Below are 26443 nucleotides of genomic sequence, written 5' to 3' on the forward strand. Positions count from 1 at the left end.
GCCGAAGGCAGGACCGAACGACATCGACATGACGCACTCCTCACCGATGGAGGGGACCCCTACTCACTCAAACGCGCCGTGTCCGGCCCCGCAAACCGTGAATCGAGGGTGACTCGCCTGGACCAACCAAAGCGCGCACGGCCGGCGGCGGGCGGCACAGTGGTGAGGCAGCCTCTGGGAGGATCCGTGCACGACAAACCGCTGAGCAAGATCGTCGACGAGCTCCTGCGTCTGCGTCACGACGCCTCGGGCACCTCACGAGACCGGTCGAAGCCGGACGGTTTCAGCTTGGACCACGAGCTGGTCAGCGGCTTCGTCGCCGGCACGCTGGAGCCGCGGGGCGAGGCGGAGCTGGCCGACCAGGTGGCGCGACTGCTGCCGTTCCACTGGGTTCTGCCCACCACCCTCACCGAGGAGATGACGCGGGTCATCGACCGCCTCGGCGGTCAGCGCCAGCTCATGGCCTGGCTGGACAGGCATCCGGGCCTGCCCCGGCTGGTGGCACGGCTCTACGTCCTCATGGGACTCCTCGATCAGTACAGCGAGGAATCCGCGGTGGTCACCGCCCTGCGCGAGTCCCGGGAGGAGACACCGTTTCCGGCCGGTCTCGAGGAGTACCTGGTGCCCGAGACCGACGACGAGACCCTGGCGGGCCTCTCCTTCAAGATCGAGGAGCTGCTCGGCGACGGTCTGGAGAAGAAGGCCGTCGAGCTCGCGCTGTCCACCACCGCATGGGTCGACGACGTCGCCCCGCGCGTGGAACAACTCGACCCCGAGGTCGGTGACCTGGCGGAGCTGATGGAGCACACCCGGGAGGACATCCAGGCTTCGGCGGCCCGGGCGTGACAAGGCCCCTCATTCCTGCGGTGCCGCCGGCGGTGCGGTGACGCGCTTCTCGAACCAGTGGTGGGCGTACGGCTCGTCGTTGAAGGCGGGGACCTCCTGGAAGCCGCAGGAGTGGTACAGCCCGGTCGCGGCGGTCAGGGCCTTGTTGGTGTCCAGGCGCAGCAGGGTGCGGCCGTGCCGGGCGGCCCGCGCCTCCAGTTCGGTGAGGAAGCGGCGGCCGAGGCCGAGCCTGCGGGCGCTGGGCGCCACCCACATGCGTTTGATCTCTGCCGGGGCGCCGGGCGGCAGCTTCAGGCCCGCGCAGCCGACGGGTTCGCCGTGCAGCCGGGCGACCAGGAACTCGCCGCGCGGCGGGGTGAGTTCACCGGCGTCGGGCAGCAAGCTCCGCTCGGGGTCGAAGCCGGTCTCGAAGCGCTCCTGCAGCTCGGTGAAGTACGACCGCAGGCAGTACACGGCGTCGGGGTGGCCGGGGTCGACGGTGTCCAGCGTGACGGTCCCGGCGGTCAGCAGCCGGTCGACCTCGGCCATGGCGGCGACCAGCCGGGCCCGCTGGGCCTCGTTGAGCGGCTCGAGCAGGGAGCCGGCCAGCTCGTCGCTGCGGGCGTCGAGCGTGGCCCGCTCGGCGTGGCCCGCGTCGGTGAGCCGGACGGTGCGCACGCGTCTGTCCCGGGGATGGGGTTCGACGGTCACCAGACCGTCGGCCTCCAGGGAGCGCAGGAGCCGGCTGACGTACCCGGAGTCGAGTCCGAGGCGCTCGCGCAGCCGCCGTACGTCCTCGCCCTGTCCGCCGATCTCCCAGAGCAGCCGGGCCTCGCCGATCGGCCGGTCGCGGCCCAGATAGTGGTCATGGAGCACGCCCACCCGCTGGGTGACGGTGCGGTTGAACCGCCTCACCTGGTCAATCTGCGCAGAATGCATTCTCTGACTCTAGTCAGAGACACCGCCCTGCCCCTGATTCCACCGACTCCGCCCTGCCGGTTCTCCCGACCGGCAGGGCGGAGTGCTGTCCGGCCCGGGTGGGCGCGTGGTCACGGCCGCCGGTGCGGGGCGAGCAGGTGCGGCCTTCGGCGCCCGGGCCGGTGACACGGCCCGGCCCGCCGACACCGCCGCCGCGCGGCACGTCCGTCGCCGACGGAGTCCGCCGCGCGGGTCACCGCGCTCGCGGCCCGATGCCGCGGCGGCAGCGCCCGACCCGCGCAATCGCCCCGTCGACCGGGCCCCGCGAGCGCGGACGGGCGTCAGGAGGTCGGCGTACCGCCGCAGGAGGCGCGCACCTTGAGTTCGGGGAGCAGTTCGAGGCGGTGGACCCGCAGGTCGGGAGCCTCGGCCTGTACAGCTGGAACACCCAGACCCACGCCTTCCCCCAGTACTACCCGCTGGTCGTCAAAGTCCCGGTGAGATCTGCGGGCGGTGCGGCGAAGACATGGTCAGGGTGGTCGCTGGGACATCGAGGGGGCATGGGGAGAGGTGGGCCGCGTTGTGGTGCGGGCATGCGTGAGTGCCATGCCGACGACCAGTCCGATGGCGATGGCGGTGACGATCGTGATGAGTTTCTGCAGGTCTTGAAATCCTTCGATGACGTAGCCCCCGGCCAGGGCGGTCAGGCCGCGCAGTCCCAGCGAGCCGACCGTGAGGGTGAAGAAGCCAGGAAGGATGAGGATCAATCGAGGTGGGAAAGCGGGGTTGCGGTCCAGCAGATTGGCTGCGGCGGCCAGCACCACGGCAGCGACGAATGTGCCCCCGGTCTCCCGGATCAGCTTGGTGAACAGTGACTGCACCCCGACGGTGGCGTAGACCAGCACGAGGAGAGTCCCGAAGAAGCGGCGGGGAATTGCGAAGGCCAGGACCGTGCCGGCGGTGAAGGCGATCCCGCCCAGGATCAGTGCCCACTTGGGCAGGTCGGCTCTGGCGGCGGTGTCGAAGAGGGCGTTGAGGGGGGTGCCGGTGACGAATATACCCATCAGTACGCCGAGGTAGAGCTGGACGAGTAGGAATACGGAGTAGACGAGCCGGATCGCGCCGGTGGTGATGAGGCCGATGGCCAGCTCGGTGGTCGATGCGCTCAGGAAGTCACCGGGAATGAAGTAGAACAGCGCTGGAAGCATCAGCAGGACCGGGCCGCCGTGTGCCGGATCGCCGGCAAACACTTCGATGGTGACGACGGAGACGACGGCCGAGACCACCAGGGGAAGAATTGCGGACAGTCGCGGCGCATGAACGGCGGCGACCACAAGGGCCGCGGCGATCGCGCCCAGGACGGCTGTGGTGGTGATCTCGTACCAGGTGGGCTGGACCAGCGGGGCGAAGCCCAGGGAGAACAGCAGGACGCCGAGGAACTTGAGCCACCAAGGGTACGGCGGCGGTGCGGCTTCGATGCGTCCCAGCCTGCGGATGGCCTCGGCTACCCCGAGCTGGCCCGTCTTCACGTCGGCCAGGAAGGGCTTCAGTGCCGCGGCTTGGTCGAGCCGGAACACCTCCGGGAAGCCGTGCACGCAGACGGTGCGGCTGCGGCCGTCGGCCGCGGTGATCGAGAGCACGGCCGCTTCGGGCACGAGGACTACGGACGCCTGGCCTGCGAAGGCCTGAGCGCTGGTGTCCACAGCTCGCTCGATGGAGTAGGCGCCCTCACCGGAAGAACGCAGCAGCAAGGCGGTGAGGCGTGCCAGGAAGGCGGTCAGATCGTCCAGGCCGGCGGCCGCATGCCCCATGTCCGCCTCCTTTGCCGGCGCCGGAAACCAGGATGCAGGGCGCGAAAGGTGTCGTAGTCCCTTACGGCTTCAATCGATAGTTCGGGGGAAGAATTGCACTGCCCATCGGCGGAAGTGGAAAATTTCACTGCCTCCGTGTGATCGGAGAATGTCGACCGTCCGCCTGGCCTCGTTCTTGCCCCGCACGGGAACGAAGATCAGCCATTTACCCTGACTTAAGGCGGCAGAGTGGGCCGCGAGCGTTTCGCTTTCGTAGCCCCCGTGCTGCAGCCAACGCATGAAGCGGCTGAGAAGCCCGTGAAAGGTTCCCTTGCTGTCCAGAAGGCGCTGCAGGACGGCAGCTACACGTTTCATCGGATACAGGTAGAAGCGCTCTTCGTTCATCCGTGACTTACCCACATCACATCAGCCCCTTCGTGATTCCTCTCATCGACCACAACGAACCCGAGTCCGCACGCTTCAGGGTTTGCGCGGGAGCACGGTGAGAACCCGGACAACGTGGTCCCGGAATTCCTCCATGAAGTCTCGGAGGAAACGTTCCGTGTGCTCGTCGACGACTTCTCCATTGCTGGTGAAAACATCGGGTTTGAATCTGACGTAGGCCTCCGGTGCATTCATTTGCGGCGAGTCGCAGAAGCTTAGGACACCGCGCAGACTCTGCTGGGCGAGGGCAGTGCCGAGGGCGCCGGGGGACGCTCCGATCACAGCGGAGGGTTTGTGTGCGAATGAGTTGCTCCCCCAGGGGCGACTGGCCCAGTCAATGGCGTTTTTGAGCGCGCCCGGAATGGATCGGTTGTACTCCGGGGTCACAAATAGGAGGGCGTCGGCGGAGTCGATGGAATCTTTGAGCGCCTTTCCCTCGGCAGGATAGTCGCTGTCGTAGTCGTAACTGTAGAGGGGCAGATCCTTGATCGAAATCTCGAAGAATTCCAAATCAGATGGGGCCAGCCGGATCAGAGCCCTCGAGAGCGTCCGATTGATGGAGTGAGTCGCCAGACTTCCCACGAAGTAGCCGACCCTGTACGCAGTCATCGGTTCCTCGATTCAATCAGGGAGTTACGCAAGGAACGAAACCACGGCCGGGAGCGGAGCGCGTGCCGGCAGATCCGTCCAGGTGACTGCGTGGATCCACCGCGGCCCGCCCGCATTCTTCGACGGAGGTGTGAAGCGCCGGTGCAGTGGGCGTCGAGAACCGCAGCCGCGCAAGCTGCGCGGGCGCCGCCGAGGCGGTCGATTGCTGCTGTGCTGCGGCCTCAGAGGCGAACCAGCCGGAAGCTCATCAGCTGGTGCGTGTCGGTTTCCCGAGGTGGGTGAGTGCGGCTGTGACCAGGGCCTGGACGCCGGTGTCCAGGGTGGGCTGCAGGACCGGTGCGAAGCGGGGGCTGTGGTTGACCGGGATGTCCTGGGCCACGGTGCCGCGTTGCCGGGCGGCCTGGTAGGCGTGCGGATCCACACAGCCCAGGGCCCAGTAGGTGTACGGGGTGCCGAAGGCGTCCGGGATCCGGCTGAAGTCCTCGCTGGCGCTCTGCAACTCGACAGTGACCGCGCGCTCTCCGAACATCGCGGCGAAAGCGGCGGATACCTCGCGGGTCACCACGTCGTCGTTGACAGTCGGCGGAAAGCGGGTGCCCTCCTCGATCTGCGGCGCGCGAGTCGCCCCAGAGGCGTCACACTCGGCATGGACGATGCGCCGCACGGCTGCCAGGACGGCCCGCCGGGTCTCGTCGTCGTACGTGCGCACGTTCACCAGCAGTTCGGCCGACTCCGGAATCACGTTGCCGCTCGAGCCCGCCTGGACGGAGCCCACCGTGACCACGACCGGCTGGGTCGCGGCCAACTCGCGCGAGACGATCGTCTGGAGCCGGACGACGATCATCGAGGCGATCACCACGGGGTCGATGGCGGCCTGCGGTGCCGAGCCGTGAGCGCCCCGGCCATGGACAGTGATCTTCACATTGTCCGCCGCGGAGAGAAAGGACCCGGCGCGCGTGCCGACCTGCCCAGCCGGATAGGGCAGCACATGCTGGGCGAAGGCGACGTCTGGGCGGGGAACATGGTCGGTCAGCCCGTCGGCGAGCATCCGGTCAGCACCGTCCCCCGGCTCCTCGGCAGGCTGAAACAAGGCCACCAGTGTGCCCTGCCATGCCCCCGGCGCGCCGAACATGAGCCGCGCCGCTCCCAGCAGGCAGGCGACGTGCATATCGTGACCGCAGGCATGCGCCACGGGCACCCGGCGGCCGGAAGCATCCGTGGATTCGGCCGTGCTGGCGTAGGTCAGACCGGACTCCTCAAGGACCGGCAGAGCGTCCATGTCGGCCCGCAGCAAAACGGTCGGCCCCTCGCCGTTGGCCAGCACACCGATCACACCGGTGCCGCCGATCCCCTCGTGCACCTGGTAACCGCAGTTTCTCAGGCGTTCCGCCACCCGGGTCGCGGTGCGGTGCTCCTGGTGTCCCAGCTCGGGGTGGGCGTGTAGATCCTCGTAGACGTCTTCGAGGTCGGACCGGATGTCATCGAGCCCGGCCAGAACAGCATCTGCGGAGTCTTTGGGTGTCACGGCTGTGTACTCCTGCATCTCTGTGGGTGAGCGCAGCGCCCGTTCCTGTCAGGGATCCCGGTCCTTGGTCGTCCCCGGCCGCCAGTCGCGGCTGTTCGGCAGCTTCCAGCCCCAGTGGGACGCGGCCAGCCGCAGCGAGATACCGACCGTGATTCCAGCCAGGACGCCTACGGTGGATGCACCGAGCCGACTGCAGACCACCATCACCGCGCTCACCACGATCGCGACGGTCGCGTACAACGGGGTGCCGCCGAAGATGGAAGGGGCCCGCGCGAGCAGCAGGTCCCGGATCGCCCCACCGCCGACCGCTGTGATGGTGCCCAGCAACACGGCCGGCAGCCACCCCAGGCCGACAGCGAGCGTCTTCTGCGCCCCGGCGACCGCCCAGACGCTCAGCGCGGAGGCATCCAGGACGTTGAAGGCCCAGCCGGACGCGTGGCGGCTCAGATCGGCTACGAAAGCCAGCAGGGTGCCGGCAGTGGCGACCGTGAGATAGGTGTAGTCGGTCAAGGCCACAGGTGTGCCGTGCTGCAGCAGGGTGTCACGGAGGATTCCACCGCCCAGACCGGAGACGATGCCGATGACCAGGAAGCCGAACAGATCCAGACGACTGGCCCGGGCCAGCACCCCGCCGAGCGCGCCGTTGGCGAACACCCCGCTCAGGTCCAGCGCCCGGGTCAGCTCGGTCACGCTCTCAGGCGACAACGACCGGGCCACAGACACCAGCGTCTCCCTTCACACTTCCACCATCGAAACAGCCGAAGGTGCCACGTGCCCGCCGGGCATGGCATGCGAGGCAGCTTCTCCGGCCACTGGCCGGCCGGACTGCGACTGTGGCGTCCGTTCGCAGGTCAGGTGCCCTATGGGCGGGGAGATCGACTGAGCAGGTGTGGGGTCGCCCCCGAACAGGGGGTGGTCGGTCTCAACGAGCGCCGTCATCCCCGCACCAGGCACCCGGACGGCGTAGCGGGCCGACCGGATTCCGGGCAGCTCCTGGATCATCTTCACGGGCGGGCTGAGTCCAGCGATCAGCGGCGGTGCCGGCTGGCCTGCCGGCAGGCAACAGCGCCCTGATCGATGGAGACAGTCATGGCTGAAGTTCTGTGCGAACGGCTGATCGGCGCCTGGAACTGGTGTCGTACCAGGAGATCCCGGTGCACGGTTCCGAGCCGTTCGAGCCGTTGGGCCATGAACCGCAGGGCCTCATCATGTACACCCCCGATGGGTACATGTCCGCGCAGTTGGGGCAGTGAACAGACGACGGCCCGGAGTCATCGCAACTGACTCCGGGCCGCCGCTTCGACTGTACGGGCCCGCGGCTACTCGTCCCCGATGTCCTCGGTCCCGTCGTGGCTCTGCGGGTCGCGCAGCTGACGCAAGCCCGGCGTGGTCGTCCAGGTGAAGGCGTAGTGGCCGAGGAAGTTGATGTGGTCGTACTGGAGCGCGGAGCCGGTCGATCCACGGCGCGGGTCCGGCCGAGGGCCTCGTGCCGCCGCAGGACTGCCGGTACACGCGCCGCGGCGACCGCCTCTATCTCCATCTCTTCGGCTGGCCTCTGCGGCATGTGCATCTTCGGGGGCTGCGCGGCCGGGTGGCGTACGCCCAGTTCCTGCACGACGCCTCCGAGGTGCGGATCGGCGAGCCGCCGGCCGACGACCCCGGCCACGACTACCTGCGGGTGCCGTCGGACCATCTCACCCTCGAACTCCCTGTCCAGCGCCCCGATATGTCCGTCCCCGTCGTCGAGCTCTTCCTCACCCACTGATTCGAACGCGGTCGGACGCCCGCACCCGAGCGGTACGCGCGGCCGTGACGGTCAGCGCCGCCGGGTGCGGAACAGGTCGCGCAGCAGGGCGATCTCGGCGCCGTGGTGCAGGAGTTCCTGGTTGACCCACCAGACGACGTCGAGGAACACGTCGTCCGGGTCGCTGCCGTGCGGGTAGGTGCTGTGTCCCACCGTGTCGAGCGCGGCGTCGTCGGTGCTCAGCAGGGCCTGACGCCATGCTGTGGCGGCGTTCTCGAAGGCCGCGACCGCGCTCGCCGCATCGCCGCTGACGCGGTAGTCGTCCCTGGTCAGTGTGTGGCTGCCGGTGACATGGTCGGCCCGCAGGGTCAGCATCTCGCTGAGGTGGGTCAGCCGCCAGGCGAGGGTGGTGAAGGGCGGCGGCGAGGGGTGCGGTGGCGGTGTGGCGTCGCGTCCCCAGTCGCCCGTGCCGGTCAGGAGGGTGGCGCGCGAGCCCGGTCCGTCCGAGCGCCGCCGGACCGACCAGCAGCCGGGTACCGGCTCCCAGAGGTATTCCTCGTCGGTCATGGGGCCGACCTCCACACCGGCGGCGTCGCCGCTGTCCACGACCGGGCCGGTCATACGGTCGGTGAGGCGCCGGCGTGCGAAGTCGAACTGTTCCAGCAGCGGAGCCAGGCGTCCGGGTGTCACGGTGCTCCTGTCGTCGGTGTGACGGCCCGCTCGGGAGCGGACCGTGCGGCCGGCCCGTCACCCTGCCACAGCCGGCGCCGCGATCGCGCCTCGTTTTTCCCGTGGGCGTGCGGCCCGGCCGGTCAGTGCCTCCCGGTCACGGGAAGCGGGTCAGCTTGGAGGGCACGGTGTCGGTGCCCGAGGTGGGTGCGCCGCTGTCGTTGACGACGTGGGCGTACTGGCCCTTGCCGCCGAGGGAGATCACCAGCACGTCGTGCAGGGTGACGCCCGACCTGACGGGCACCTGGAAGCCGTGGGCCTGGACGATCGTCGGATCGGCCGTGTAGTTGCAGTAGCTGCCCAGTCCCCAGGCCTCGTGGGTGGTGACGGAGTCGGCGACCTTGTAGGCCGCGTAGCCGACGGTGCCGTCGTGGGTGATGGCGGCGGCGTTCGGGGCGTCGTAGGCCTTCTCGTTCTGGAAGAAGATCGTCCGGCCGCGCTCGCCGTTCCAGTACACGTCGTACTTGTTGAAGTGCTCGACGAACAGGCCCGTGGCGAGCACATCGTCGCCGTTGACGCGCAGACCGTAGTCGGCCCGGTTGGTGTCCCAGCCGATGCCGCTGCCGTGGTCGGCGCGCCACAGCCAGGTGTGGTCGATGACGACGTCGTCGCTGTTGACGACGACCGAGTTGGTGGCGAGGCCCGGTCCGGCGCCGCCGATGCGGACGAACACGTCCTGCACGGTGGTGGGATCGGCGGAGTGGTCGGCGGAGGAGCCGGGCGGACCGATCCGGAGCAGCGTGTCGGAGTTGACCGGTCCGGCGTCGATCAGGAAACCGGCGAGCCGGACGCCGTCGACGTCCGCCACGTGCATGGCGTCGATGCCGTTGTCGGGGACCAGGGTGGCCAGGCCGAGGCCGAGCACCACGGTGTCGGCCCGGGTGACGTCGATCGTCCGGTCCAGGTGGTAGACGCCCGGGGTGAACAGCAGGTCGAGGCCCTGGGACAGTGCTTGGTTGATGGTCGCCGCGGTCGCGCCCGGCTTGACCACGTAGAACTGGTCGAGCGGGATCGAGGTGCCCGCGTCGGCCGGCCAGGAGACACCGCGGGCGTTCGTGCGCTTGGCGGGCACGAACACCTTGTAGGTGCTGCCGTCCAGGTAGAGGAACGGCTTCTCCCGGGAGACGGGCGTGGTGTCGAGCGTGGTGTACGGGCCGGTGTCGAAGTTGGTCGCGGGCGCGCCCTGGACACCGGTGAACGTCATGTTCCACACGCCGTTGGTCCAGCCGCCGACGGAGCTGTCACGGGTGTACCACTGCTGCTGGGAGTACGGTCCGACGGTGCCGTCGATCCTGGAGTCGGCGATGTAGCCGCCGGAGGCCCAGCCGTAGCCGTTCGGGGCGAGGTTGAGACCGCCCTGGACGTGGATCCGGCGGAAGGGCGCCGCCTGCGCGACGGCCCAGCGGTCGGTGCCGTTCGACGGCCTGATGGCGAGGTTCTCCGCCGACCGCCAGAAGTTCTGTGTGGCGTTGCCGTTGAACCAGCCCGCGTCGACGGTGACGTCACCATTGATCTGGGTGTCGTCGGGGTCGAGGCCCAGCCCGGAGATCGAGGTGTAGAAGCCGATCTGGGCGTTGATGCCGTTGTAGGTGCCCGGCTTGAGCAGGAACTGGTAGCGGCCGGTACCGAACTGGGCGGACTCCTGTTGGGCGAAGACCTGGTCGAACTTCTGCTGCAGATTGGGGGTGGAGGGGTCTACCACGATCACGTCGGGGCCGAGGTCGCCGCCGCCCTGGACCGGCCCGGTGGTGCCGGACGAGCCGGTGTGCACGGCGACCTCCCAGAGCGAGTAGCCGTAGCCGGTCGCCCGCACGGTGCCGTAGACGCGGACGTACCGGCCGGAGCCGCTGACGTCGTAGGAGGCGGTGCCGCCGGTGGCGCCGGTGACGCTGCGCAGGGTGTTCCAGGTGCGGCCGTCGGTGGAGGCCTGGATCTGGAACTCCTTGGCGTAGGCGGCCTCCCAGGACAGGTCCACCTTGCACAGGTCCTGGACCGAGCCGAGGTCCACCTGGACCCACTGCGGGTCCGAGGCCGCGCTGGACCAGCGGGTGCCCGGGTCGCCGTCGAAGGCGGCGGAGGCGGGGGTGCCGGCGTTCTCGGTCGAGGAGGCCGAGGCGGGCTTGCCCTTGGCGGCGTCGGCGGTGCCGCAGGAGGAGGGGGTGGATCCTCCTGTGGTGCCGAAGACCTGGAACTCCCAGAGGGAGTAGCCCCATTGGGTGGCCCGGTGGATGCCGTACATCCTCACGTAGCGTCCCTGGCCGGAGACGTCCAGGGTGTCGGTGCCGCCGTCGCCGCCGGTCACGGACCTCAGGTCGGTCCAGGTGCTGCCGTCGGCGGAGATCTGCACCTTGTAGTCCTTGCCGTAGGCGGCCTCCCAGTCGAGGACCACCTTGGTGACGGAGGCCGTCGCCCCCAGGTCGACCTGGAGCCACTGGGTGTCGCCGGCGGCCGACGACCAGCGGGTGCCGGTGTCGCCGTCGACGGCGTACGCGGCCGGGGTGCCGCCGTTCTCGTCGGAGGACGAGGTGGCGGTCCTGCCCTGGGACAGCGGTGTCTCCGCCGCCGAGGCGGGGGTGTGTGCGGGAAGGGTGATGAGCGCCGCCGCTGCGGCGAGCGCGACACCCAAGGATCTGCGTCTCATACGAATCCCTGCGGGTGTGATGGGGAGTGACGGCGCGGACGCGACGGCAGGACACTGCGTGCGCAGCACCAAAGGGACGTCCACGCCGCTTAGTTCACGACTTGATTTAACTGATGACATGAGAGTCGCGGCAAGCCCTTGAACGCGGGAATCTTTCAAGCGTTGACGAAGTCCCCGCCCGCCCAGGGCCGATGACGTTCAGAAGGAAGAGCGACGGAAGAAGGACGGAAGAGGGACGGGAGCAGGAGTGAGAAGGACGGGAGCAGGGCGGAAAAGGAAGCAGTGGCGGGGGGAAGCGGACCGGGAACGGGCAACGGCGACGACGGGCGAAGACGCGCGATAATCGCCTTTCACCACGATCTCGGGAACGACCGGAGGCCACCGTTGTCCTCGCTGCATGACTTCGCCACCTGGGAACCGCTGTTGCGGCTCTTGCGGGCCGGCACCACGGACAGGCTCTCCGCACCCGACGGCCGCGTCGGGGGACAGATCGGCCGGTACGCCTGGAGTGTTCCGCTGCGGCGCAGCCCGCCGCCGCCCGGGCGGGCCGCCCGGTTCGAGGACATGCAGGACGAGTTCGCCGCGGTGAAGCGGGTGCAGAGCGCGCTCGCGGAGGCCGGCGAGGACAGCGTCGCGTTCGTGGCGGAGCTGTCCCCGGCCGGAAAGGCCGTGCTCCATCTGCTGTGTTCCGGTCCCGCCGTGGAGCCCGGCATCGGCGGTCCGCATCCGGGTGCGCTGGTCCTGGTCGAGGACGCCGTCCCCGAGCCCTGGCGCCGCATGCCGGAGCCGGTGCCCGGTGCGCTGCCGGCCCCGTCGGCGGACCCGGTGGCCCTGGAGCGGACACTGCGCGAACGGGTGCCCGGCTCCGTCGGCGCGACGGAGGAGGAGATAGCCGCCGCCGAAGCACGTCTCGGTATCGCGTTGCCCGGCGAGCTCAAGGCGCTCTACCGGGTGACGCGGGCCCGGTGGGACGACTGGCGCGACGACCAGGAGGCGGCGGACCGCCTGTGCGACGCGGTGGGGTGCGAACTGTTTCCCCTGGACGACCTGTACGTCGCCGACGCGGCGTCCCGTCGCTGCCCGTGGCGGTTCGCGGCGAAGGAAGCGGTCCTCACGCCGCCCGACGCGGCCGTGCAGGGGCTGGTCGGCTCCCCCGGCTGGATCGTCTTCGGCGACAACGGCGGCGGCGACCGGATCGCGGTCGATCTGACCCCGGGACCGCGGGGGCACACGGGACAGATCATCATCCTCGGCCACGAGCAGAACACCGGCGCCGACCTGCTGGCCGACTCCCTCACCGATCTGGTGCTGAACGGGCCCGCGGACGAGCTCCCCGGCCGACGCGCGGAGCAGCCGCCGGTCGTGGCACACGTCAACATCCGGAGCCTGGCGAGCGTGGAGGCCGCCGCCCATGCCGGGCTGGAGGTGCTGTCCATCGGGGTGTGGGACCGCGCGCCGCTCAGCCTCGCCCCGGTGATCGGGCTGCCCCGCCTGCGGACCCTCACCGCCTATCCCGGCACGCTCGCCGACCCCCTGCAGATCGCGGAGCTGACCGAACTGGAGTTCCTGGAGCTCGGGCCGATGGAGTGGCGTGTCCTCCTCGACGCGGGCGCGGTCCCGCGCGGCCTGTCGGCCGCCGCCATCGTCGCGCACGGCGACCGGGACCCGCTCGCGGCCACGGCCCTCGCCAACGAACTCCTCGCCCTGTGGGACCGGCCCCCGATCACCCGGACCGTCGTCGAGGGCGACCTGCGCTGAACCCTCAGTTCTTGCGGCCGACCCCGCCGAACATGGCGACCTCGGGCGGTTCGGGCCCGTCGGTGTCGGGGCGCCAGCGGTTGCAGGAGACCACGCCGGGAGCGAGCAGCTCCAGCCCGTCGAAGAACCGGGCGACGGCGCCGGGGGTGCGCTGGGTCAGCCTCGGCGTGCCGTGCTCGTTCCAGAAGGCGACGGCGGCGTCGACGTCGGGCATGTCCGGCCGTGTGACGGTGTGCGACAGCACCAGGTGACTGCCCTTCGGCAGCGCGTCCATGAGGCGGCGCACGATCCCGTACGCCTCCTCGTCGTCCTCCACGAAGATGACGACGCCGAGCAGCATCAGCGCCACGGGCTCGGTCAGGTCCAGGACGCGCGCGGCCTGCTCCAGGATCGCCTCGACGTTGCGCAGGTCCTCGTCGAGGTAGTCGGTGCGGCCCTCGGGACTGCCGGCGAGCAGGGCCGCGGCGTGGGCGAGGACGATCGGGTCGTTGTCGACGTAGACGACGCGGGACTCGGGCGCGATGCGCTGGGCGACCTCGTGGGTGTTGTCCGCGGTGGGCAGTCCGGTGCCGATGTCGAGGAACTGCCGGATGCCCGTCCCGCCCGCGAGGTGGCGCACCGCCCGCCCGAGGAACCGCCGGTCGGCCTGGGCGTACTCACCGATCCCGGGGTGCAGCCGGCGGATCTCGTCCCCCGCCCGCTGGTCGACCGCGTAGTTGTCCTTGCCGCCCAGCCAGTAGTTCCAGATGCGCGCCGTGTGCGGCTGGTCCGTCCTGATCCTCTTGCTCAGCTCGCCGAAGTCGCGGCTCTCGGTCACGTGACGCCCTCCAGGTCAGACCGGTGATCGCTCAACAGGCAACCTAGCGGCCTCAGTTGTCCCACGGCGACTCATTCGGCCGGTCGGCGCGGCGCAACTGCGGCCTCCACGCCCACTCTTGACGGGTACATATACAGCACGAAGAATGAGGCGGTCCGCTTTGACAACGTTGTCCACGTCTCCTCGGGAGGGCCCATGCCCATGAGATGGACCCAGCGCACACGCGGCGCGGGAACGGTCGTCGCGGCAGTCGCGCTCCTCGGCGCCGCCCTGACCGCGTCCCCCGCCGCTCGGGCGGCCGGAGCCACCGTCCCGGACGGCCGCCTCACCGATCTCGTCAACCCGTTCATCGGGACCCAGAACGAAGGCAACACCTACCCCGGTGCGGCCGTGCCCTTCGGGATGGTGCAGTTCTCGCCGGACACGGGCCACAACACCGGCTACGACTACGCGCAGAACCACATCCGGGGCTTCTCGCTGGTCCATCTCTCCGGCGTCGGCTGCGGCCTGGGCGGCGACCTGCCGGTGCTGCCGACCACGGGTGACGTCACCGAGACCGACTACACCGAGTACCAGGCCGAGTTCAGCCACGACGACGAGCAGGCGAGCCCCGGCTACTACAAGGTGGGGCTCAGGACCGGCATCGAGGCCGAACTGACCGCGACGGCGCGCACGGGCGTGCAGCGCTACACCTTCCCCGCCACCGACAAGGCCAACGTGCTGCTCGATGCGGGTCAGTCGCTGCACCGGACGGTGACCACCAAGGTCGAGGTGCTCGACAACCGGACGGTGCGCACCGCGATCACCGGCAGCGGCTTCTGCCAGGACACCGAGCCCTACACCGTCTACACGATCACCCGCTTCGACCGCCCGTTCACCGCCTACGGCACCTGGGACGGCCCGACGGTCACCGCCGGCTCGCGGACCGGGCGGGACGGCGCCTACGTCCGCTTCGACACGACCAAGGACCGTACCGTCGAGGCGACGACGGCCCTGTCGTACGTCGACGCCCGCGGCGCGGCCCTGAACCTCCGCGCTGAGGGCGGCCGTTCCTTCGACCAGGTCCGCGAGGCCGCACAGCGGGCCTGGGAGGACCGGCTGGACGACGTCCGCGTCCAAGGCGGCGGCGACACGCTCCGCCGCACCTTCTACTCGTCCCTGTACCGGTCGTTCCTCGCGCCGAACATCGGCAGTGACGTGGACGGCCGCTACACCGGCTGGGATCAGAGGATCCACCGGGCGAAGGGCTTCACGTACTACCAGAACTGGTCGCTGTGGGACACCTACCGCACCCAGTCACAGCTGCTGTCGCTGCTCGCGCCGCGCGAGGCCCGGGACATGGCGATCTCCGTCGTCAGGATCGACGAGGAGAGCGGCTGGCTGCCCAAGTGGGGCTACGGCACGGTCGAGACGAACATCATGACCGGCGACCCCGTCACGCCGTTCCTGACCAACGCCTACCAGCAGGGCCTGCTCAAGGGCTGGGAGGAGCCAGCGTACCGCGCCCTGAAGAAGAACGCCGACGGAGTGCCGCCCGCCGACTCCCCGGCCGTGGGCCGCGAGGCGGACAAGGAGTACGTCTCAGGCGGCTTCGCGCCGTACATCAAGGGCCGCCCGCACGCCAAGCCCGGCGACTCCGACTACGACCACGGCGCGTCCGCGACCCTGGAGTACGCCCTGTCGGACGCCGTGCTCGCCGAGATGGCCCGCGACCTCGGCCACGACGCCGACGCCGCCCGCTACACCGCCCGCGCCCAGAACTACCGGAAGATCTTCGACCCCTCGACCGGCTTCTTCCGCGCCCGCGACGCCTCCGGCGCCTTCACCGGACCGGCGGACCCGGCGCGGAGCGAGGGCTTCCACGAGGGCACGTCCTGGCAGTACCAGTGGCTGGTGCCACAGGACCTGCCGGGCATGATCTCCCTGATCGGCGGCAAGCAGGCGGCCAACGACCGGCTGGACTCCTTCTTCGCCTACGACCGGCTCGTCGCGGACCCGGCGAAGACCGCCCGTCAGGTGTGGGTGAACGGCCCCTACGACTACTACAACGCGGACAAGTACAACCCGCAGAACGAGCCCGACCTCATCGCGCCCTACACCTATCTGTCGACCGGTCAGCCCTGGAAGACCACCGACGTGGTGCACGCCGCCCTGACGTTGTTCACGGACACCCCGACCGGCATGACCGGCAACGACGACCTGGGCACCATGTCGGCCTGGAACGTGCTGTCGTCGATCGGCGTCTTCCCGGTGCAGCCCGGCTACGACACCTGGGGCCTGTCCACCCCCGTCTTCGAACGGGTCGACCTGACCCTCGACCGGCGCTACTACCCGCGCGGTTCGCTCACCATCACCGCGCCGGGCACGTCGGACGGCAACCGCTACATCCAGTCGGCCCGCGCCGACGGATCCCCGTACGGTCGTACGTACCTGACGACGGACGCCCTGCGGCACCTGACGTCGCTCGCCTTCACTGTCGGCGCGCAGCCGTCCGCCTGGGGCACGGCCGCCGAGGCGGGGCCGCCCGCGCTGAACTGAGGCCGGAAGGCCCGGCCGGCGGCGACACGTCGCCGGCCCGGCCGGGGCCCCGCACCCGTTGCATAAGGGGATGAAACGGCAAGCAGCAGGCCAGTCATGCGCAACGATGTGTGTTCCAGGCACACTTTGCCTGTCGGAGTACCCCTCACCAGAGGATGATCTACACATGATTACGCTGACGAAGGAAGACGGCCCCGCGGACCTGGACGGTGTGACCCATCTGTCCATCGGGGTGTCCTGGGACCCCACCGCCGGTGCCAGTGGCGGGGTGATGGGGATGCTCCGCCGCAAGGCCGGCACCGACCTCGACCTCATCGCCATCGCCATGCAGGGCGCCGACCCGGTGCGTCTGGCGGGCCTCGACTCGCTGGATCCCATGGGCAACGGCTCGCTGGTGCACAGCGGGGACAACCAGACCGGCCGCGGGGACGGCGACGACGAGACGGTGACGGTCGAGTTCAGCCGCATCCCGGCCCAGATCACCTCGATCGTGTTCGTCGCCGCCGCCTTCAAGAAGGGAAGCTCCTTCCAGAAGGCGCGCAACATCAGCTTCAAGGTGTACGACGCGACCGGGGGCAGCTCCCAGCAGGTCGCCGACATCTGGCCGAGCCTGCTCACCCAGGACAACGGCTGCGCCGTGGCCAAGGCCGTGCGCGCCGGAGGCAGCTGGAAGCTGGAGGTGATCAATGTCACGGGGAAGATCAAGCAGGGCGACGAGCACGCCCTGATGCGTTTCGCCGTCAGCAAGTAGTGACCCGCGCACGTGCGTGTACGCGCGCACGTGCGCGGCCCTCACTTCCGGTCGTCCGCCGGCCGGGCCGCGCCGTGGCCCGGCCCGGCCGACCGGTCCCGCTGGCGCAGCCCCATCTCGATCGCGCCCATCAGCACGCGTGCGGCGACGCCCACGAGCAGCAGCCCGCCCGCCATCTGGAACATCGTCAGCACGCGCCCCGCCTGGGACCGGGCGGTGATGTCGCCGTATCCGACGGTGGCGAACGTGGTGAGAGCGAAGTACAGGGCGTCCGTCCTGGTCAGCCGCTCGCTGAAGGAGCCGGGGGCGGAACGGTCGAGGAGGTAGTAGGCGCCGGCGAAGAGCAGCAGGAACAGCGGCAGCGTGGCCGCCAGTGCCTCCACGGCCCTGAAGCGGGGGTACGGGGAGCGCGCGACGACCACCACCTCCCAGCCGAACATCACCGCGACCGCGAACAGACCGCCCACCAGCAGCGCCAGCGTCACGGCCGTGTCGTGGTGGTCCAGGGGCAGCAGGTAGTACGCGGCGACCAGCCCGGCCGTGACGCACACGGCACGGACGAGGGACAGGGCGGGGGCCCATCGGGGCGACAAGGGGCGTCCGCCCCGCTGAGCCCGGCCGTTCCGGTCGTGCCGGCCATGGGGGTCATCGGGGCCGTTCCGGCCGTTCCGGGGCGCTGCTGGATCGGTCATGCGGTGTCTCTTCCCGCGCGGACGGTGACTCACCGGTCGCGCGGCAGCGACTCGCGCATGGCCTTCGCGGTGGTGGCCGGGTCGTAGTCGTCGGGGACGCCCGGGACGAGGATGATGTCGCCCTCGATGTGGCGTGAGCGCAGCGGTGCGATCTCCTGGTAGGCGGGCGAGTCCCACCAGGCCCGTGCCTCGTCGATCCCGGGGAAGACGATCACCACGACGTGTCCGGGCCAGCTGCCCTCCTTCACCTCGTGCTGGGTGGCGTGCACGAGGAAGCGGCCGCCGTACGGTTCGAAGGTGTCGGTGATGCGTTCGATGTATTCGGCGATCTCCGGGTGCGGGGCGGCCTCGCGCAGGTGGGCGATGGCGTAGGCGGGCATGGTGTCCTCCGGTCGGTCGCTCGGCCCTCTCACGACGACGATCGTGGCACGGGGGACGGTGCGGGATCGATGACTTTCGGGGTAATCGACGGCCCTCAGGGGGCGGCGTGGGCGGGACGGACTTCGCGGCCGCCGGGGTGGCGGTGCCGCCAGGTCCAGAAGACGGCGCAGGAGACGACGGCCCAGACGGTGAGGACCAGGAAGGGAAAGGCGTGCTGGTGCCCGGTGAAGTACACGGCAGTGTGCTGGGCGTTCACCGAGGCGCCGGGCGGCAGCCAGCGCCCGATGACACCGAGCGCGGAGGGCAGCAGCGGCCAGGAGACCGCGCCGCCCGAGGAGGGGTTGCCCAGCAGGACCATCAGGCCCCATGTCGGGATCATGGCCCAGCGCCCGAACAGGGTGTTGAACATCGTGAAGACCATGCCGGAGGTGAACATGGTCAGTGCCAGGATCATCCAGGACTCGACGAAGGGCAGATCCAGGGCGCCGAGCATCCAGTCCACGACCGCGGCGATCACGAACCCGCCGAGCAGGGCGTAGACGACGGTGAAGGCCATGCGCTCCAGCGGGTTCAGCCCGGGGGCCTGCACGCTGAGCTGGATGGCCCCGACGAAGCCGACGATCACGGCCGCGAGCGAGATGTAGAAGATCGCCAGTCCGCGCGGGTCGCCCTTCTGCAACGGCTTGAGGTCGTGGATCGCGACCGGCACGCCGGTGGCGTGGCCGACCTTCTGCGCCGACTCCACCAGTACCTGGGCGACCGTGGCCCCGGTGGCACCGGACACGTAGAGCGTGACGTTGTTCGCGGCCGGGGGGACGTCGAGCACGGCGAACACCTTCTGGTCGTCCACGGCTTCCTCCGCCGCGCCGAGTGTGGCGTAGGGCCGTAGTTTCAGCGAGGCGGCCAGGGCCTGCTCCATGCCGGCCACGAAACGCCGGGCGCCCTGCTGGTCGTGGGCGCCGACGACCGCGGTGGGGATGGTGTGCGGGGTGGGGTTGGCCATGGTGTACGTGTAGGAGCCGGCGAAGAGTCCGGCCGCGGCGGTGATGATCAGCGTCAGGACCGTCGCGGGCAGGAAGGGCGACTCCCGGAAGGAGGCCCAGCGCTCGGCCGGGGTGGGCAGGCGGCCGTGCTCACCATGCGACGTATCGGACATAACATCCACGCTAGATCATCCTGCGGCGCCTCCCTCGCCGGGCTCTCCGCGCGCCTCGCCCCCACCTCACCCGCGCCCTGCCGCCGCTTCTCCCTCACCGGCCGAGATCCCTCGATCCGGACGTTTCCCGCCTCCGGGGCCGCCGCGGCGCACGTTTTACGGTGCCGCACCCAGCCATACAGGACGAAACGAGGTGATTTGGAGCCATGACGACCGATGCCGGACCATGGGGTCCGTCCGGCGATCCCGGGCACCAGTTCGAAGAGAGGCGCACCACCCCATGCACGTCACCGGGACCGCCCCGCAGTCGGCTCCGGCCCCGCAGGACACCCCCGCGGCCCCCTCCCCCGCCGTCGACCCCACGATCAGCGGTGTTCCCACGGCCCGCTCGACCACCGAGGCTCGCACCCGCGACGCCGACCGGCACGCCCGCCGTTTCGGGCTGCCCGTGGCGACCGCGCTGGTCATGGGCAACATCATCGGCGGCGGCATCTTCCTGCTCCCGGCCTCCGTCGCCCCGTACGGCACGGTGAGCCTGGTCGCCTTCGGCGTCCTGACCGTCGGCGCGATCACTCTCGCGCTCGTCTTCGGGCGGCTCGCCGAACGCGACCCGCGCACCGGCGGCCCCTACGTATACGCCCGCGGGGCCTTCGGCGACTTCGCCGGCTTCCTGGCCGCCTGGGCGTACTGGATCACCACCTGGGTGTCGAACGCGGCACTCGCCGTGGCAGCCGTCGGCTACCTCGACGTGCTGGTACCGGTGAACGACCACCGCTGGAGCGCGTGCCTGGCCGCGCTGGTCCTGCAGTGGCTGCCGGCGCTCGCCAACTTCGCGGGCACCCGCTACGTGGGCGCCGTCCAGCTGGTCTCCACCGTGCTGAAGTTCGTGCCGCTGCTGCTCGTGGCGGTCGGCGGGCTGTTCTTCTTCGACCCGCACAACCTCGGCCCCTTCAACGCCGGCGGCGGCAGCGCGGTCGGCGCGGTGTCGGCGTCCGCCGCGATCCTGCTCTTCTCCTACCTCGGTGTGGAGTCCGCCGCGGTCAGCGCGGGCGAGGTGAAGGATCCCCGGCGCAATGTGGGGCGCGCCACCGTCATCGGCACCGTGGGAGCCGCCCTCGTCTATCTGCTGGGCACCCTGTCGGTCTTCGGTACGGTCGCGCACGGCCGTCTCGTGGAGTCCACCGCGCCGTTCTCGGACGCCGTGAACGCCATGTTCGGCGGCGCCTGGGGCGGCTGGGCGGTAGCGCTGGCCGCGCTGGTGTCGATGACCGGCTGCCTCAACGGCTGGACGCTGCTGAGCGCCCAGACCCCGTACGCCGCCGCACAGGACGGCCTGTTCCCGGCGGCCTTCGCGCGCCGGCGGCGGGGTGTTCCGACCGTCGGTGTGGCCGTCACCGTGGTGCTCGCCTCGCTGCTCACCGTCTACAACTACACCTCGGGTTCGGCGAAGGTCTTCCAGATCCTGGTCCTCGTCACCACGTTCACGGCGACGGTGCCGTACCTGCTGGCCACGGCGGCGCAGCTGTTCCACCTCGTCGCCGGGCGCCGGGACATGGTCGACCGGGGACGGCTGGTGCGGGACGCCGTGCTCGCGTCGGTCGCGGCCGCCTTCTCGATGTGGCTCGTCGCGGGCGCCGGATACGCCGCCGTCTACCAGGGCGTGCTGTTCCTGTTCGCGGGCGTCGTCGTCTACGCGGTGATGGCGGCCCGGAACCGGGCCCGGGGCGGGACGAGCGGGTGAGGCCGGGCCTCCCGGCGGTGACGTCCGCGAGGGGGGCCCACACGCCACGGCTGACCGGGCCGCCTCCGCACGGATCCTGCCGTGAGCGCGGGCGGACGATCGCAGGGACCGGCCCGCGCGCCCTGGCAGGGCCGTGAGATCACCTTCTCGATATGTTGAGCCGGGTGGCACGCCCCGGCGGCACCGCCGGATCCGGACCCCGTATCGGAAGGTGGCACGATGCCCAGCAGCCTGTCCCCACGGCCCGGCCTCGACGGCCTCGCCGAGGTGTACCGCGATCTGCACGCCCACCCCGAGCTCGCCTTCAGCGAGCACCGCACCGCCCGCATCGTCGCCGAGCGGCTGCGCGCCGCGGGCTACGAGACGACCACCGGCGTCGGCGGGACGGGCGTGGTCGGTGTACTGCGCAGCGGCGAGGGACCCACGGTGGCGGTGCGGGCCGACATGGACGCCCTGCCGGTGCGGGAGCAGACGGGCCTGCCGTACGCCAGCACGGCACGGGCGACCGACACCGAGGGGCGCGAGGTGCCCGTCATGCACGCCTGCGGCCACGACATGCACGTCACCTGCCTGCTGGGCGCGGCGGCCGAACTGTCGGCCCACCGGGACGCGTGGCGGGGCGCCGTGCTGCTGGTCTTCCAGCCGGCCGAGGAGCTCGGCGGGGGCGCCCGGGCCATGATCGACGACGGGCTGTACGAGCGGTTCGGCCGGCCGGAGGTCGTGCTCGGGCAGCACGTGTCACCGCTGCCCGCCGGCTTCGTCGGGCTGCACGCGGGGCCGGCGTTCGCCGCGGCCGACTCGCTGCGCGTCGTCCTGCACGGACGCGGGGGCCACGGGTCCCGGCCGGAGGCCTGCGTGGACCCGGTCCTCATGGCCGCCGCTACGGTGCAGCGCCTGCAGGGTGTCGTCTCCCGGGAGGTGGCCGGTACCTCCACGGCGGTCGTCACCGTCGGCGCCCTGCACGCCGGAACGAAGCCCAACATCATTCCGGACCGCGCCGAACTGCTGCTGAGCGTGCGTACCTTCGAGCCGGGGGTGCGCGAGGCCGTGCTGCGGGCGGTGGAGCGGATCGTCCGCGGCGAGGCGGCCGCCTCCGGCGCGCCCCGGGAGCCGGAGATCGCGTACACCGAGTCGTTCCCCGCGGTGGTCAACGACCCCGCCGCCAGCGACCGGACCCGGCAGGCCCTCACCGAGGCGCTGGGCGCCTCACGCCTGGTCGATCCCGGTCCGGCCACCGGCAGCGAGGACGTCGGCCTGCTGGCCCAGGGCGCCGACGCCCCGTGCGTCTACTGGCTGCTGGGCGGCGCCGACCCGACCGCCTTCGCCTCGGCCCGCACGTTCGAGGACCTGGCGAAGGTGGCACGCGGCCAGCCCTCCAACCACTCCCCGCACTTCGCCCCGGTCGTCGAGCCGACACTGAGCACCGGCATCACCGCACTGACCGCCGCGGCCCGTGCCTGGCTGGACTCCCCGAAGGACGAGACCGTCCGCTGAACCCGGCCTGTGAGCCCGGCCGGTGAGACCGACCCGGCCGGCCGACCCTGCCCCTCGGCCGACCCAACCGGTGACGCCGCCCTGAACAGTGTGCCGACCCGGCCGGAGGCACCCAACCGAACCCCGCCGACCTTGCGCCTCGGCCGACCCAACCGGGAACGTCACCCTGACCGATGGGCCGACCCGGCCGGAGGCACCCAACCGACCCGGCCGGCCCGGCCCGTCGGCCGACCCAGCCGGTGACGCCACTCTGACCGATGGGCCGACCCGGCCGGTGGGCCGGACCGGCCCGGCCCACCTGAAGGTGGTCAGGCGACCTCGATCAGCAGGTCGCCGCCTTCCACCTGCTGGATGCGGTTGATGGCCAGCCGGGTCACGCGGCCCGACTTCGGGGCGGTGATGGCGGCCTCCATCTTCATGGCCTCGATGGTGGCCACGGTCGCGCCGGCCGCCACCTCGTCGCCCTCGGCCACGGCCAGTGTCACCACGCCCGCGAACGGCGCCGCCACGTGGCCGGGGTTGGCGCGGTCCGCCTTCTCCGTCACGGGAACGTCGGCCGCGGCGGCGGTGTCGCGCACCTGGATCGGGCGCAGCTGGCCGTTCAGCGTGGACATCACGGTGCGCATGCCGCGCTCGTCCGCCTCACCGACGGCCTGCAACTCGATCAGCAGCCGTACGCCGGGTTCGAGGTCGACGGCGTACTCCTTGGCGGGGCGCAGGCCGTAGAAGAAGTCCTTGCTGTCCAGGACGCTGGTGTCGCCGTACGCCTGGCGATGGGTCTCGAAGTCGCGTGTCGGTCCGGGGAACAGCAGCCGGTTGAGGGTCGAGCGGCGGGACTTGTCCAGGCCCTCGCGGTCCTCGGCGGTCAGCTCGGCCGCGGGCTTGGCCTCCGCGCGGCCCTTCAGGGCCTTGGTACGGAACGGTTCCGGCCAGCCGCCGGGCGGCGTGCCCAGCTCGCCGCGCAGGAAGCCGATGACGGAGTCGGGGATGTCGAACCGGTCCGGTGTCTCCTCGAAGTCCTCCGGCGCGACCCCGGCGCCCACCAGGTGCAGGGCGAGGTCGCCGACCACCTTGGACGACGGGGTGACCTTGACCAGGCGGCCCAGGATGCGGTCGGCGGCGGCGTACATCGCCTCGATGTCCTCGAAGCGGTCGCCGAGGCCGAGCGCGACCGCCTGGGTGCGCAGGTTGGACAGCTGGCCGCCGGGGATCTCGTGGTGGTAGACGCGTCCGGTCGGCGAGGCCAGGCCCGCCTCGAAGGGGGCGTAGATCTTGCGGACGCTCTCCCAGTACGGCTCCAGATCGCCGACCGCCTGCAGGTCCAGGCCGGTGGGGCGGTCGGAGTGGTCGGTGGCGGCGACGATCGCCGACAGCGACGGCTGGGAGGTGGTGCCGGCCATCGAGGCGACCGCGCCGTCCACCGCGTCGGCGCCGGCCTGGATCGCGGCGAGGTAGGTGGCGAGCTGCCCGCCCGCGGTGTCGTGGGTGTGCAGGTGCACCGGGAGGTCGAACTCGCGGCGCAGCGCCGACACCAGCCTGGCCGCCGCGGGCGCGCGCAGCAGTCCGGCCATGTCCTTCACCGCCAGCACGTGCGCGCCCGCCCCGACGATCCGCTCGGCCAGGCGCAGGTAGTAGTCCAGGGTGTAGAGGCGCTCGGCGGGGTCGGAGAGGTCCCCGGTGTAGCACAGGGCGACCTCGGCGACGGCCGTGCCGGTCCCGCGTACAGCGTCGATGGCCGGGCGCATCTGGTCGACGTCGTTGAGGGCGTCGAAGATGCGGAAGATGTCGATGCCGGTGGCCGCGGCCTCCTGGACGAAGGCGTCGGTGACCTCGGTCGGGTACGGGGTGTAGCCGACGGTGTTGCGGCCGCGCAGCAGCATCTGCAGACAGATGTTGGGCACCGCCTCGCGCAGGGCGGCCAGCCGCTCCCAGGGGTCCTCGGCCAGGAAGCGCAGCGCCACGTCGTAGGTGGCGCCGCCCCAGCACTCCAGGGAGAGCAGCTCGGGCAGGGTGCGGGCGACGACCGGGGCGACGGCCAGGAGGTCCTTGGTGCGCACGCGGGTGGCGAGCAGGGACTGGTGGGCGTCGCGGAAGGTGGTGTCGGTGACGCCGATGGTCGGCGCCTCGCGCAGCCGGCGGGCGAAGCCCTCGGGGCCGAGTTCGACCAGGCGCTGCCGGGAGCCCGCGGGCGGCTCACCGGCGGGCAGCCTCGGCAGCTTGGTGACCGGGTCGACCGACTCGGGCCGTTCGCCGTGCGGCTTGTTCACGGTGACGTCGGCGAGGTAGGTGAGCAGCTTGGTGCCGCGGTCGGCGGAGGAGCGGGCGGTGAGCAGGTGCGGCCGTTCCTCGATGAACGACGTGGTGACCCGCCCGGCCTGGAAGTCGGGGTCGTCCAGGACGGCCTGGAGGAACGGGATGTTGGTGGCCACCCCACGGATACGGAACTCGGCGACGGCACGCCGGGCGCGGCCGATCGCGGTCTTGAAGTCCCGTCCCCGGCATGTGAGTTTGACCAGCATCGAGTCGAAGTGGGCACTGATCTCGGTGCCGGCGTGCGTGGTGCCGCCGTCCAGGCGGATGCCCGAGCCGCCCGGTGAGCGGTAGGCGCTGATCCGGCCGGTGTCGGGGCGGAAGCCGTTGGCCGGGTCCTCGGTGGTGATACGGCACTGCAGGGCGGCGCCGCGCAACCGGACGGTGTCCTGGGTCAGCCCGAGGTCGGCGAGGGACTCGCCGGCGGCGATGCGCAGCTGGGCCTGGACCAGGTCGACGTCGGTGACCTCCTCGGTCACCGTGTGCTCGACCTGGATGCGCGGGTTCATCTCGATGAAGACGTGGTTGCCCTCGGGGTCGAGCAGGAACTCCACCGTGCCCGCGTTGCGGTAGCCGATCTCGCGGGCGAAGCGCACCGCGTCGGCGCAGATGCGGTCGCGCAGCGCCGGGTCGAGGTTCGGGGCCGGGGCGAGCTCGATGACCTTCTGGTGGCGGCGCTGCACCGAGCAGTCGCGTTCGAAGAGGTGGATGACGCCGCCCCGGCCGTCGGCGAGGATCTGCACCTCGATGTGGCGGGGTTCGACGACGGCCTTCTCCAGGAAGACGGTCGGGTCGCCGAACGCGGAGGCGGCTTCGCGGGACGCCGCCTCGATGGACTCGCGCAGCTGGGCCGGGTCCTCGACGCGGCGCATGCCGCGCCCGCCACCGCCGGCGACGGCCTTGACGAACACGGGGAAGCCGATGTCCTCGGCGGCGCGGACCAGTTCACCGACGTCGGTGGAGGGCGCCGAGGAGCCGAGGACCGGCACACCGGCCGCCCGGGCGGCGGCCACCGCACGGGCCTTGTTGCCGGTCAGTTCCAGGGTGGCGGCGTCCGGGCCGACGAAGGTGATGCCCGCCGCCTCGCAGGCGCGGGCCAGTTCGGGGTTCTCGGACAGGAAGCCGTATCCCGGGTACACGGCGTCCGCGCCGGCCCGGCGCGCCGCGCGGACGATCTCGTCCACGGAGAGGTAGGCCCGCACCGGGTGCCCCGGCTCGCCGATCTCGTAGGCCTCGTCGGCCTTCAGCCGGTGCAGCGAGTTGCGGTCCTCGTACGGGAAGACGGCGACGGTGCGCGCGCCAAGTTCGTAGCCGGCGCGGAACGCGCGAATCGCGATCTCACCCCGGTTGGCGACCAGTACCTTGCGGAACATCCTGGATCCCTTCGGCCTGCCGGTGACGCAGACCATGGTGTCGGCGACATCCGTGTCACGCCATGTGAGCCGGGCCACTGAATCCTTCCGTCCGCTGCTGCGGGCTCCTTCCACCCCCCGGCGGGCTCCTTCCGCGCGCTGCCGCGGGGTCGGCCGCCTCGGCCTGTCGCCGGTTCCCCCCGGAATTGTCCGCGATCGGTAACAGGC

21 protein-coding genes are annotated in these 26443 nt (G+C 70.9%); 8 read left to right on the plus strand and 13 right to left on the minus strand.

The annotated features are described in order from the left end of the window. Positions 1-186 precede the first annotated feature (186 nt). On the plus strand, positions 187-846 hold the full coding sequence (locus R2S09_RS33770) for a hypothetical protein (protein WP_306192012.1): 660 nt from the start codon (positions 187-189) through the stop codon (positions 844-846). 9 nt (positions 847-855) lie between these two features. On the opposite strand, the gene R2S09_RS33775 is transcribed toward R2S09_RS33770, so the two are convergent. From R2S09_RS33775 to R2S09_RS33800, 6 genes are all read right to left on the minus strand, one after another. After that, positions 856-1764 (minus strand): helix-turn-helix domain-containing GNAT family N-acetyltransferase, encoded by a 909-nt coding sequence (locus tag R2S09_RS33775; protein ID WP_316745168.1) that lies wholly within the window; start codon positions 1762-1764, stop codon positions 856-858. Between the two features lie 509 nt (positions 1765-2273). Further along, positions 2274-3554, minus strand: a complete 1281-nt coding sequence (locus tag R2S09_RS33780; protein WP_306192010.1) for a threonine/serine exporter family protein — start codon at positions 3552-3554, stop codon at positions 2274-2276. Positions 3555-3623: 69 nt separating this feature from the next. Then, positions 3624-3938 carry a hypothetical protein gene (locus R2S09_RS33785; RefSeq protein ID WP_316745169.1) on the minus strand — a complete coding sequence of 105 codons (315 nt, stop codon included), beginning with the start codon at positions 3936-3938 and terminating at the stop codon, positions 3624-3626. Between the two features lie 75 nt (positions 3939-4013). After that, positions 4014-4586 carry an NADPH-dependent FMN reductase gene (locus R2S09_RS33790; protein ID WP_316745171.1) on the minus strand — a complete coding sequence of 191 codons (573 nt, stop codon included), beginning with the start codon at positions 4584-4586 and terminating at the stop codon, positions 4014-4016. Between the two features lie 247 nt (positions 4587-4833). Further along, complete coding sequence (locus R2S09_RS33795; RefSeq protein WP_316745173.1) at positions 4834-6111, minus strand: amidohydrolase; 1278 nt, start codon at positions 6109-6111, stop codon at positions 4834-4836. A gap of 48 nt (positions 6112-6159) precedes the next feature. Then, complete coding sequence (locus R2S09_RS33800; protein WP_316745174.1) at positions 6160-6801, minus strand: trimeric intracellular cation channel family protein; 642 nt, start codon at positions 6799-6801, stop codon at positions 6160-6162. A 443-nt stretch (positions 6802-7244) separates the two neighbouring features. Here R2S09_RS33800 and R2S09_RS40760 point away from each other — a divergent pair, with 443 nt between their 5' ends. Both R2S09_RS40760 and R2S09_RS33805 read left to right on the plus strand, forming a co-directional pair. Then, the gene (locus R2S09_RS40760) at positions 7245-7364 is read left to right on the plus strand and encodes a lipocalin-like domain-containing protein (protein ID WP_399145283.1); all 120 of its coding nucleotides are present in this window, start codon (positions 7245-7247) and stop codon (positions 7362-7364) included. A 233-nt stretch (positions 7365-7597) separates the two neighbouring features. Next, positions 7598-7876 carry a hypothetical protein gene (locus R2S09_RS33805; RefSeq protein ID WP_306192003.1) on the plus strand — a complete coding sequence of 93 codons (279 nt, stop codon included), beginning with the start codon at positions 7598-7600 and terminating at the stop codon, positions 7874-7876. A gap of 51 nt (positions 7877-7927) precedes the next feature. Here R2S09_RS33805 and R2S09_RS33810 read toward each other — a convergent pair whose 3' ends face one another. Continuing rightward, positions 7928-8545, minus strand: coding sequence for a DinB family protein (locus R2S09_RS33810; RefSeq protein ID WP_306192002.1), 618 nt, complete (start codon positions 8543-8545; stop codon positions 7928-7930). A 136-nt stretch (positions 8546-8681) separates the two neighbouring features. Then, the gene (locus R2S09_RS33815) at positions 8682-11225 is read right to left on the minus strand and encodes a discoidin domain-containing protein (protein ID WP_316745175.1); all 2544 of its coding nucleotides are present in this window, start codon (positions 11223-11225) and stop codon (positions 8682-8684) included. 384 nt (positions 11226-11609) lie between these two features. Here R2S09_RS33815 and R2S09_RS33820 point away from each other — a divergent pair, with 384 nt between their 5' ends. Beyond that, on the plus strand, positions 11610-12983 hold the full coding sequence (locus R2S09_RS33820) for an SMI1/KNR4 family protein (RefSeq protein ID WP_316745177.1): 1374 nt from the start codon (positions 11610-11612) through the stop codon (positions 12981-12983). Positions 12984-12987: 4 nt separating this feature from the next. On the opposite strand, the gene R2S09_RS33825 is transcribed toward R2S09_RS33820, so the two are convergent. After that, positions 12988-13800 (minus strand): SAM-dependent methyltransferase, encoded by an 813-nt coding sequence (locus R2S09_RS33825; protein ID WP_316745179.1) that lies wholly within the window; start codon positions 13798-13800, stop codon positions 12988-12990. A gap of 201 nt (positions 13801-14001) precedes the next feature. Between R2S09_RS33825 and R2S09_RS33830 the strand changes: the two genes are divergently transcribed. Then, complete coding sequence (locus tag R2S09_RS33830) at positions 14002-16338, plus strand: GH92 family glycosyl hydrolase (RefSeq protein ID WP_316745181.1); 2337 nt, start codon at positions 14002-14004, stop codon at positions 16336-16338. Between the two features lie 166 nt (positions 16339-16504). Further along, positions 16505-17089: a TerD family protein gene (locus R2S09_RS33835; protein ID WP_306191997.1), complete on the plus strand. Its 585-nt coding sequence runs from the start codon at positions 16505-16507 to the stop codon at positions 17087-17089. Between the two features lie 41 nt (positions 17090-17130). Here R2S09_RS33835 and R2S09_RS33840 read toward each other — a convergent pair whose 3' ends face one another. The 3 genes from R2S09_RS33840 to R2S09_RS33850 form a co-directional block, all read right to left on the minus strand. Then, positions 17131-17781, minus strand: a complete 651-nt coding sequence (locus R2S09_RS33840; protein WP_316745182.1) for an ion channel — start codon at positions 17779-17781, stop codon at positions 17131-17133. A gap of 29 nt (positions 17782-17810) precedes the next feature. Beyond that, entirely contained in the window at positions 17811-18161 is a 351-nt protein-coding gene (locus R2S09_RS33845; protein ID WP_316745184.1) for a DUF1330 domain-containing protein, read from the minus strand. 95 nt (positions 18162-18256) lie between these two features. Next, positions 18257-19318: an ABC transporter permease gene (locus R2S09_RS33850; protein ID WP_316745186.1), complete on the minus strand. Its 1062-nt coding sequence runs from the start codon at positions 19316-19318 to the stop codon at positions 18257-18259. Between the two features lie 280 nt (positions 19319-19598). Here R2S09_RS33850 and R2S09_RS33855 point away from each other — a divergent pair, with 280 nt between their 5' ends. After that, a complete protein-coding gene (locus R2S09_RS33855; RefSeq protein WP_306191992.1) occupies positions 19599-21059 on the plus strand; it encodes an amino acid permease in 1461 nt (486 codons plus the stop codon). A gap of 219 nt (positions 21060-21278) precedes the next feature. Further along, on the plus strand, positions 21279-22553 hold the full coding sequence (locus R2S09_RS33860; protein WP_316745188.1) for an amidohydrolase: 1275 nt from the start codon (positions 21279-21281) through the stop codon (positions 22551-22553). 308 nt (positions 22554-22861) lie between these two features. Here the strand turns inward: R2S09_RS33860 and R2S09_RS33865 are convergent, their stop codons facing one another. Beyond that, entirely contained in the window at positions 22862-26236 is a 3375-nt protein-coding gene (locus R2S09_RS33865) for a pyruvate carboxylase (RefSeq protein ID WP_316745190.1), read from the minus strand. Positions 26237-26443: the final 207 nt, after the last annotated feature.

It is taken from the genome of Streptomyces sp. MK7, from assembly GCF_032658145.1.
In the GTDB taxonomy this organism is placed as follows: Bacteria; Actinomycetota; Actinomycetes; order Streptomycetales; family Streptomycetaceae; genus Streptomyces; species Streptomyces spiralis.

Bases quoted from the DNA above. Each gene is read 5' to 3' on its own strand.
- R2S09_RS33775 (WP_316745168.1), bottom strand. From the start codon at position 1,764: ATGCATTCTGCGCAGATTGACCAGGTGAGGCGGTTCAACCGCACCGTC.
- R2S09_RS33790 (WP_316745171.1), bottom strand. From the start codon at position 4,586: ATGACTGCGTACAGGGTCGGCTACTTCGTGGGAAGTCTGGCGACTCAC.
- R2S09_RS33840 (WP_316745182.1), bottom strand. From the start codon at position 17,781: ATGACCGATCCAGCAGCGCCCCGGAACGGCCGGAACGGCCCCGATGAC.
- R2S09_RS33860 (WP_316745188.1), top strand. From the start codon at position 21,279: ATGCCCAGCAGCCTGTCCCCACGGCCCGGCCTCGACGGCCTCGCCGAG.
- R2S09_RS33830 (WP_316745181.1), top strand. From the start codon at position 14,002: ATGAGATGGACCCAGCGCACACGCGGCGCGGGAACGGTCGTCGCGGCA.
- R2S09_RS33835 (WP_306191997.1), top strand. From the start codon at position 16,505: ATGATTACGCTGACGAAGGAAGACGGCCCCGCGGACCTGGACGGTGTG.
- R2S09_RS33815 (WP_316745175.1), bottom strand. From the start codon at position 11,225: ATGAGACGCAGATCCTTGGGTGTCGCGCTCGCCGCAGCGGCGGCGCTC.
- R2S09_RS33785 (WP_316745169.1), bottom strand. From the start codon at position 3,938: ATGAACGAAGAGCGCTTCTACCTGTATCCGATGAAACGTGTAGCTGCC.
- R2S09_RS33780 (WP_306192010.1), bottom strand. From the start codon at position 3,554: ATGGGGCATGCGGCCGCCGGCCTGGACGATCTGACCGCCTTCCTGGCA.
- R2S09_RS33865 (WP_316745190.1), bottom strand. From the start codon at position 26,236: ATGTTCCGCAAGGTACTGGTCGCCAACCGGGGTGAGATCGCGATTCGC.
- R2S09_RS33850 (WP_316745186.1), bottom strand. From the start codon at position 19,318: ATGTCCGATACGTCGCATGGTGAGCACGGCCGCCTGCCCACCCCGGCC.
- R2S09_RS33855 (WP_306191992.1), top strand. From the start codon at position 19,599: ATGCACGTCACCGGGACCGCCCCGCAGTCGGCTCCGGCCCCGCAGGAC.
- R2S09_RS33845 (WP_316745184.1), bottom strand. From the start codon at position 18,161: ATGCCCGCCTACGCCATCGCCCACCTGCGCGAGGCCGCCCCGCACCCG.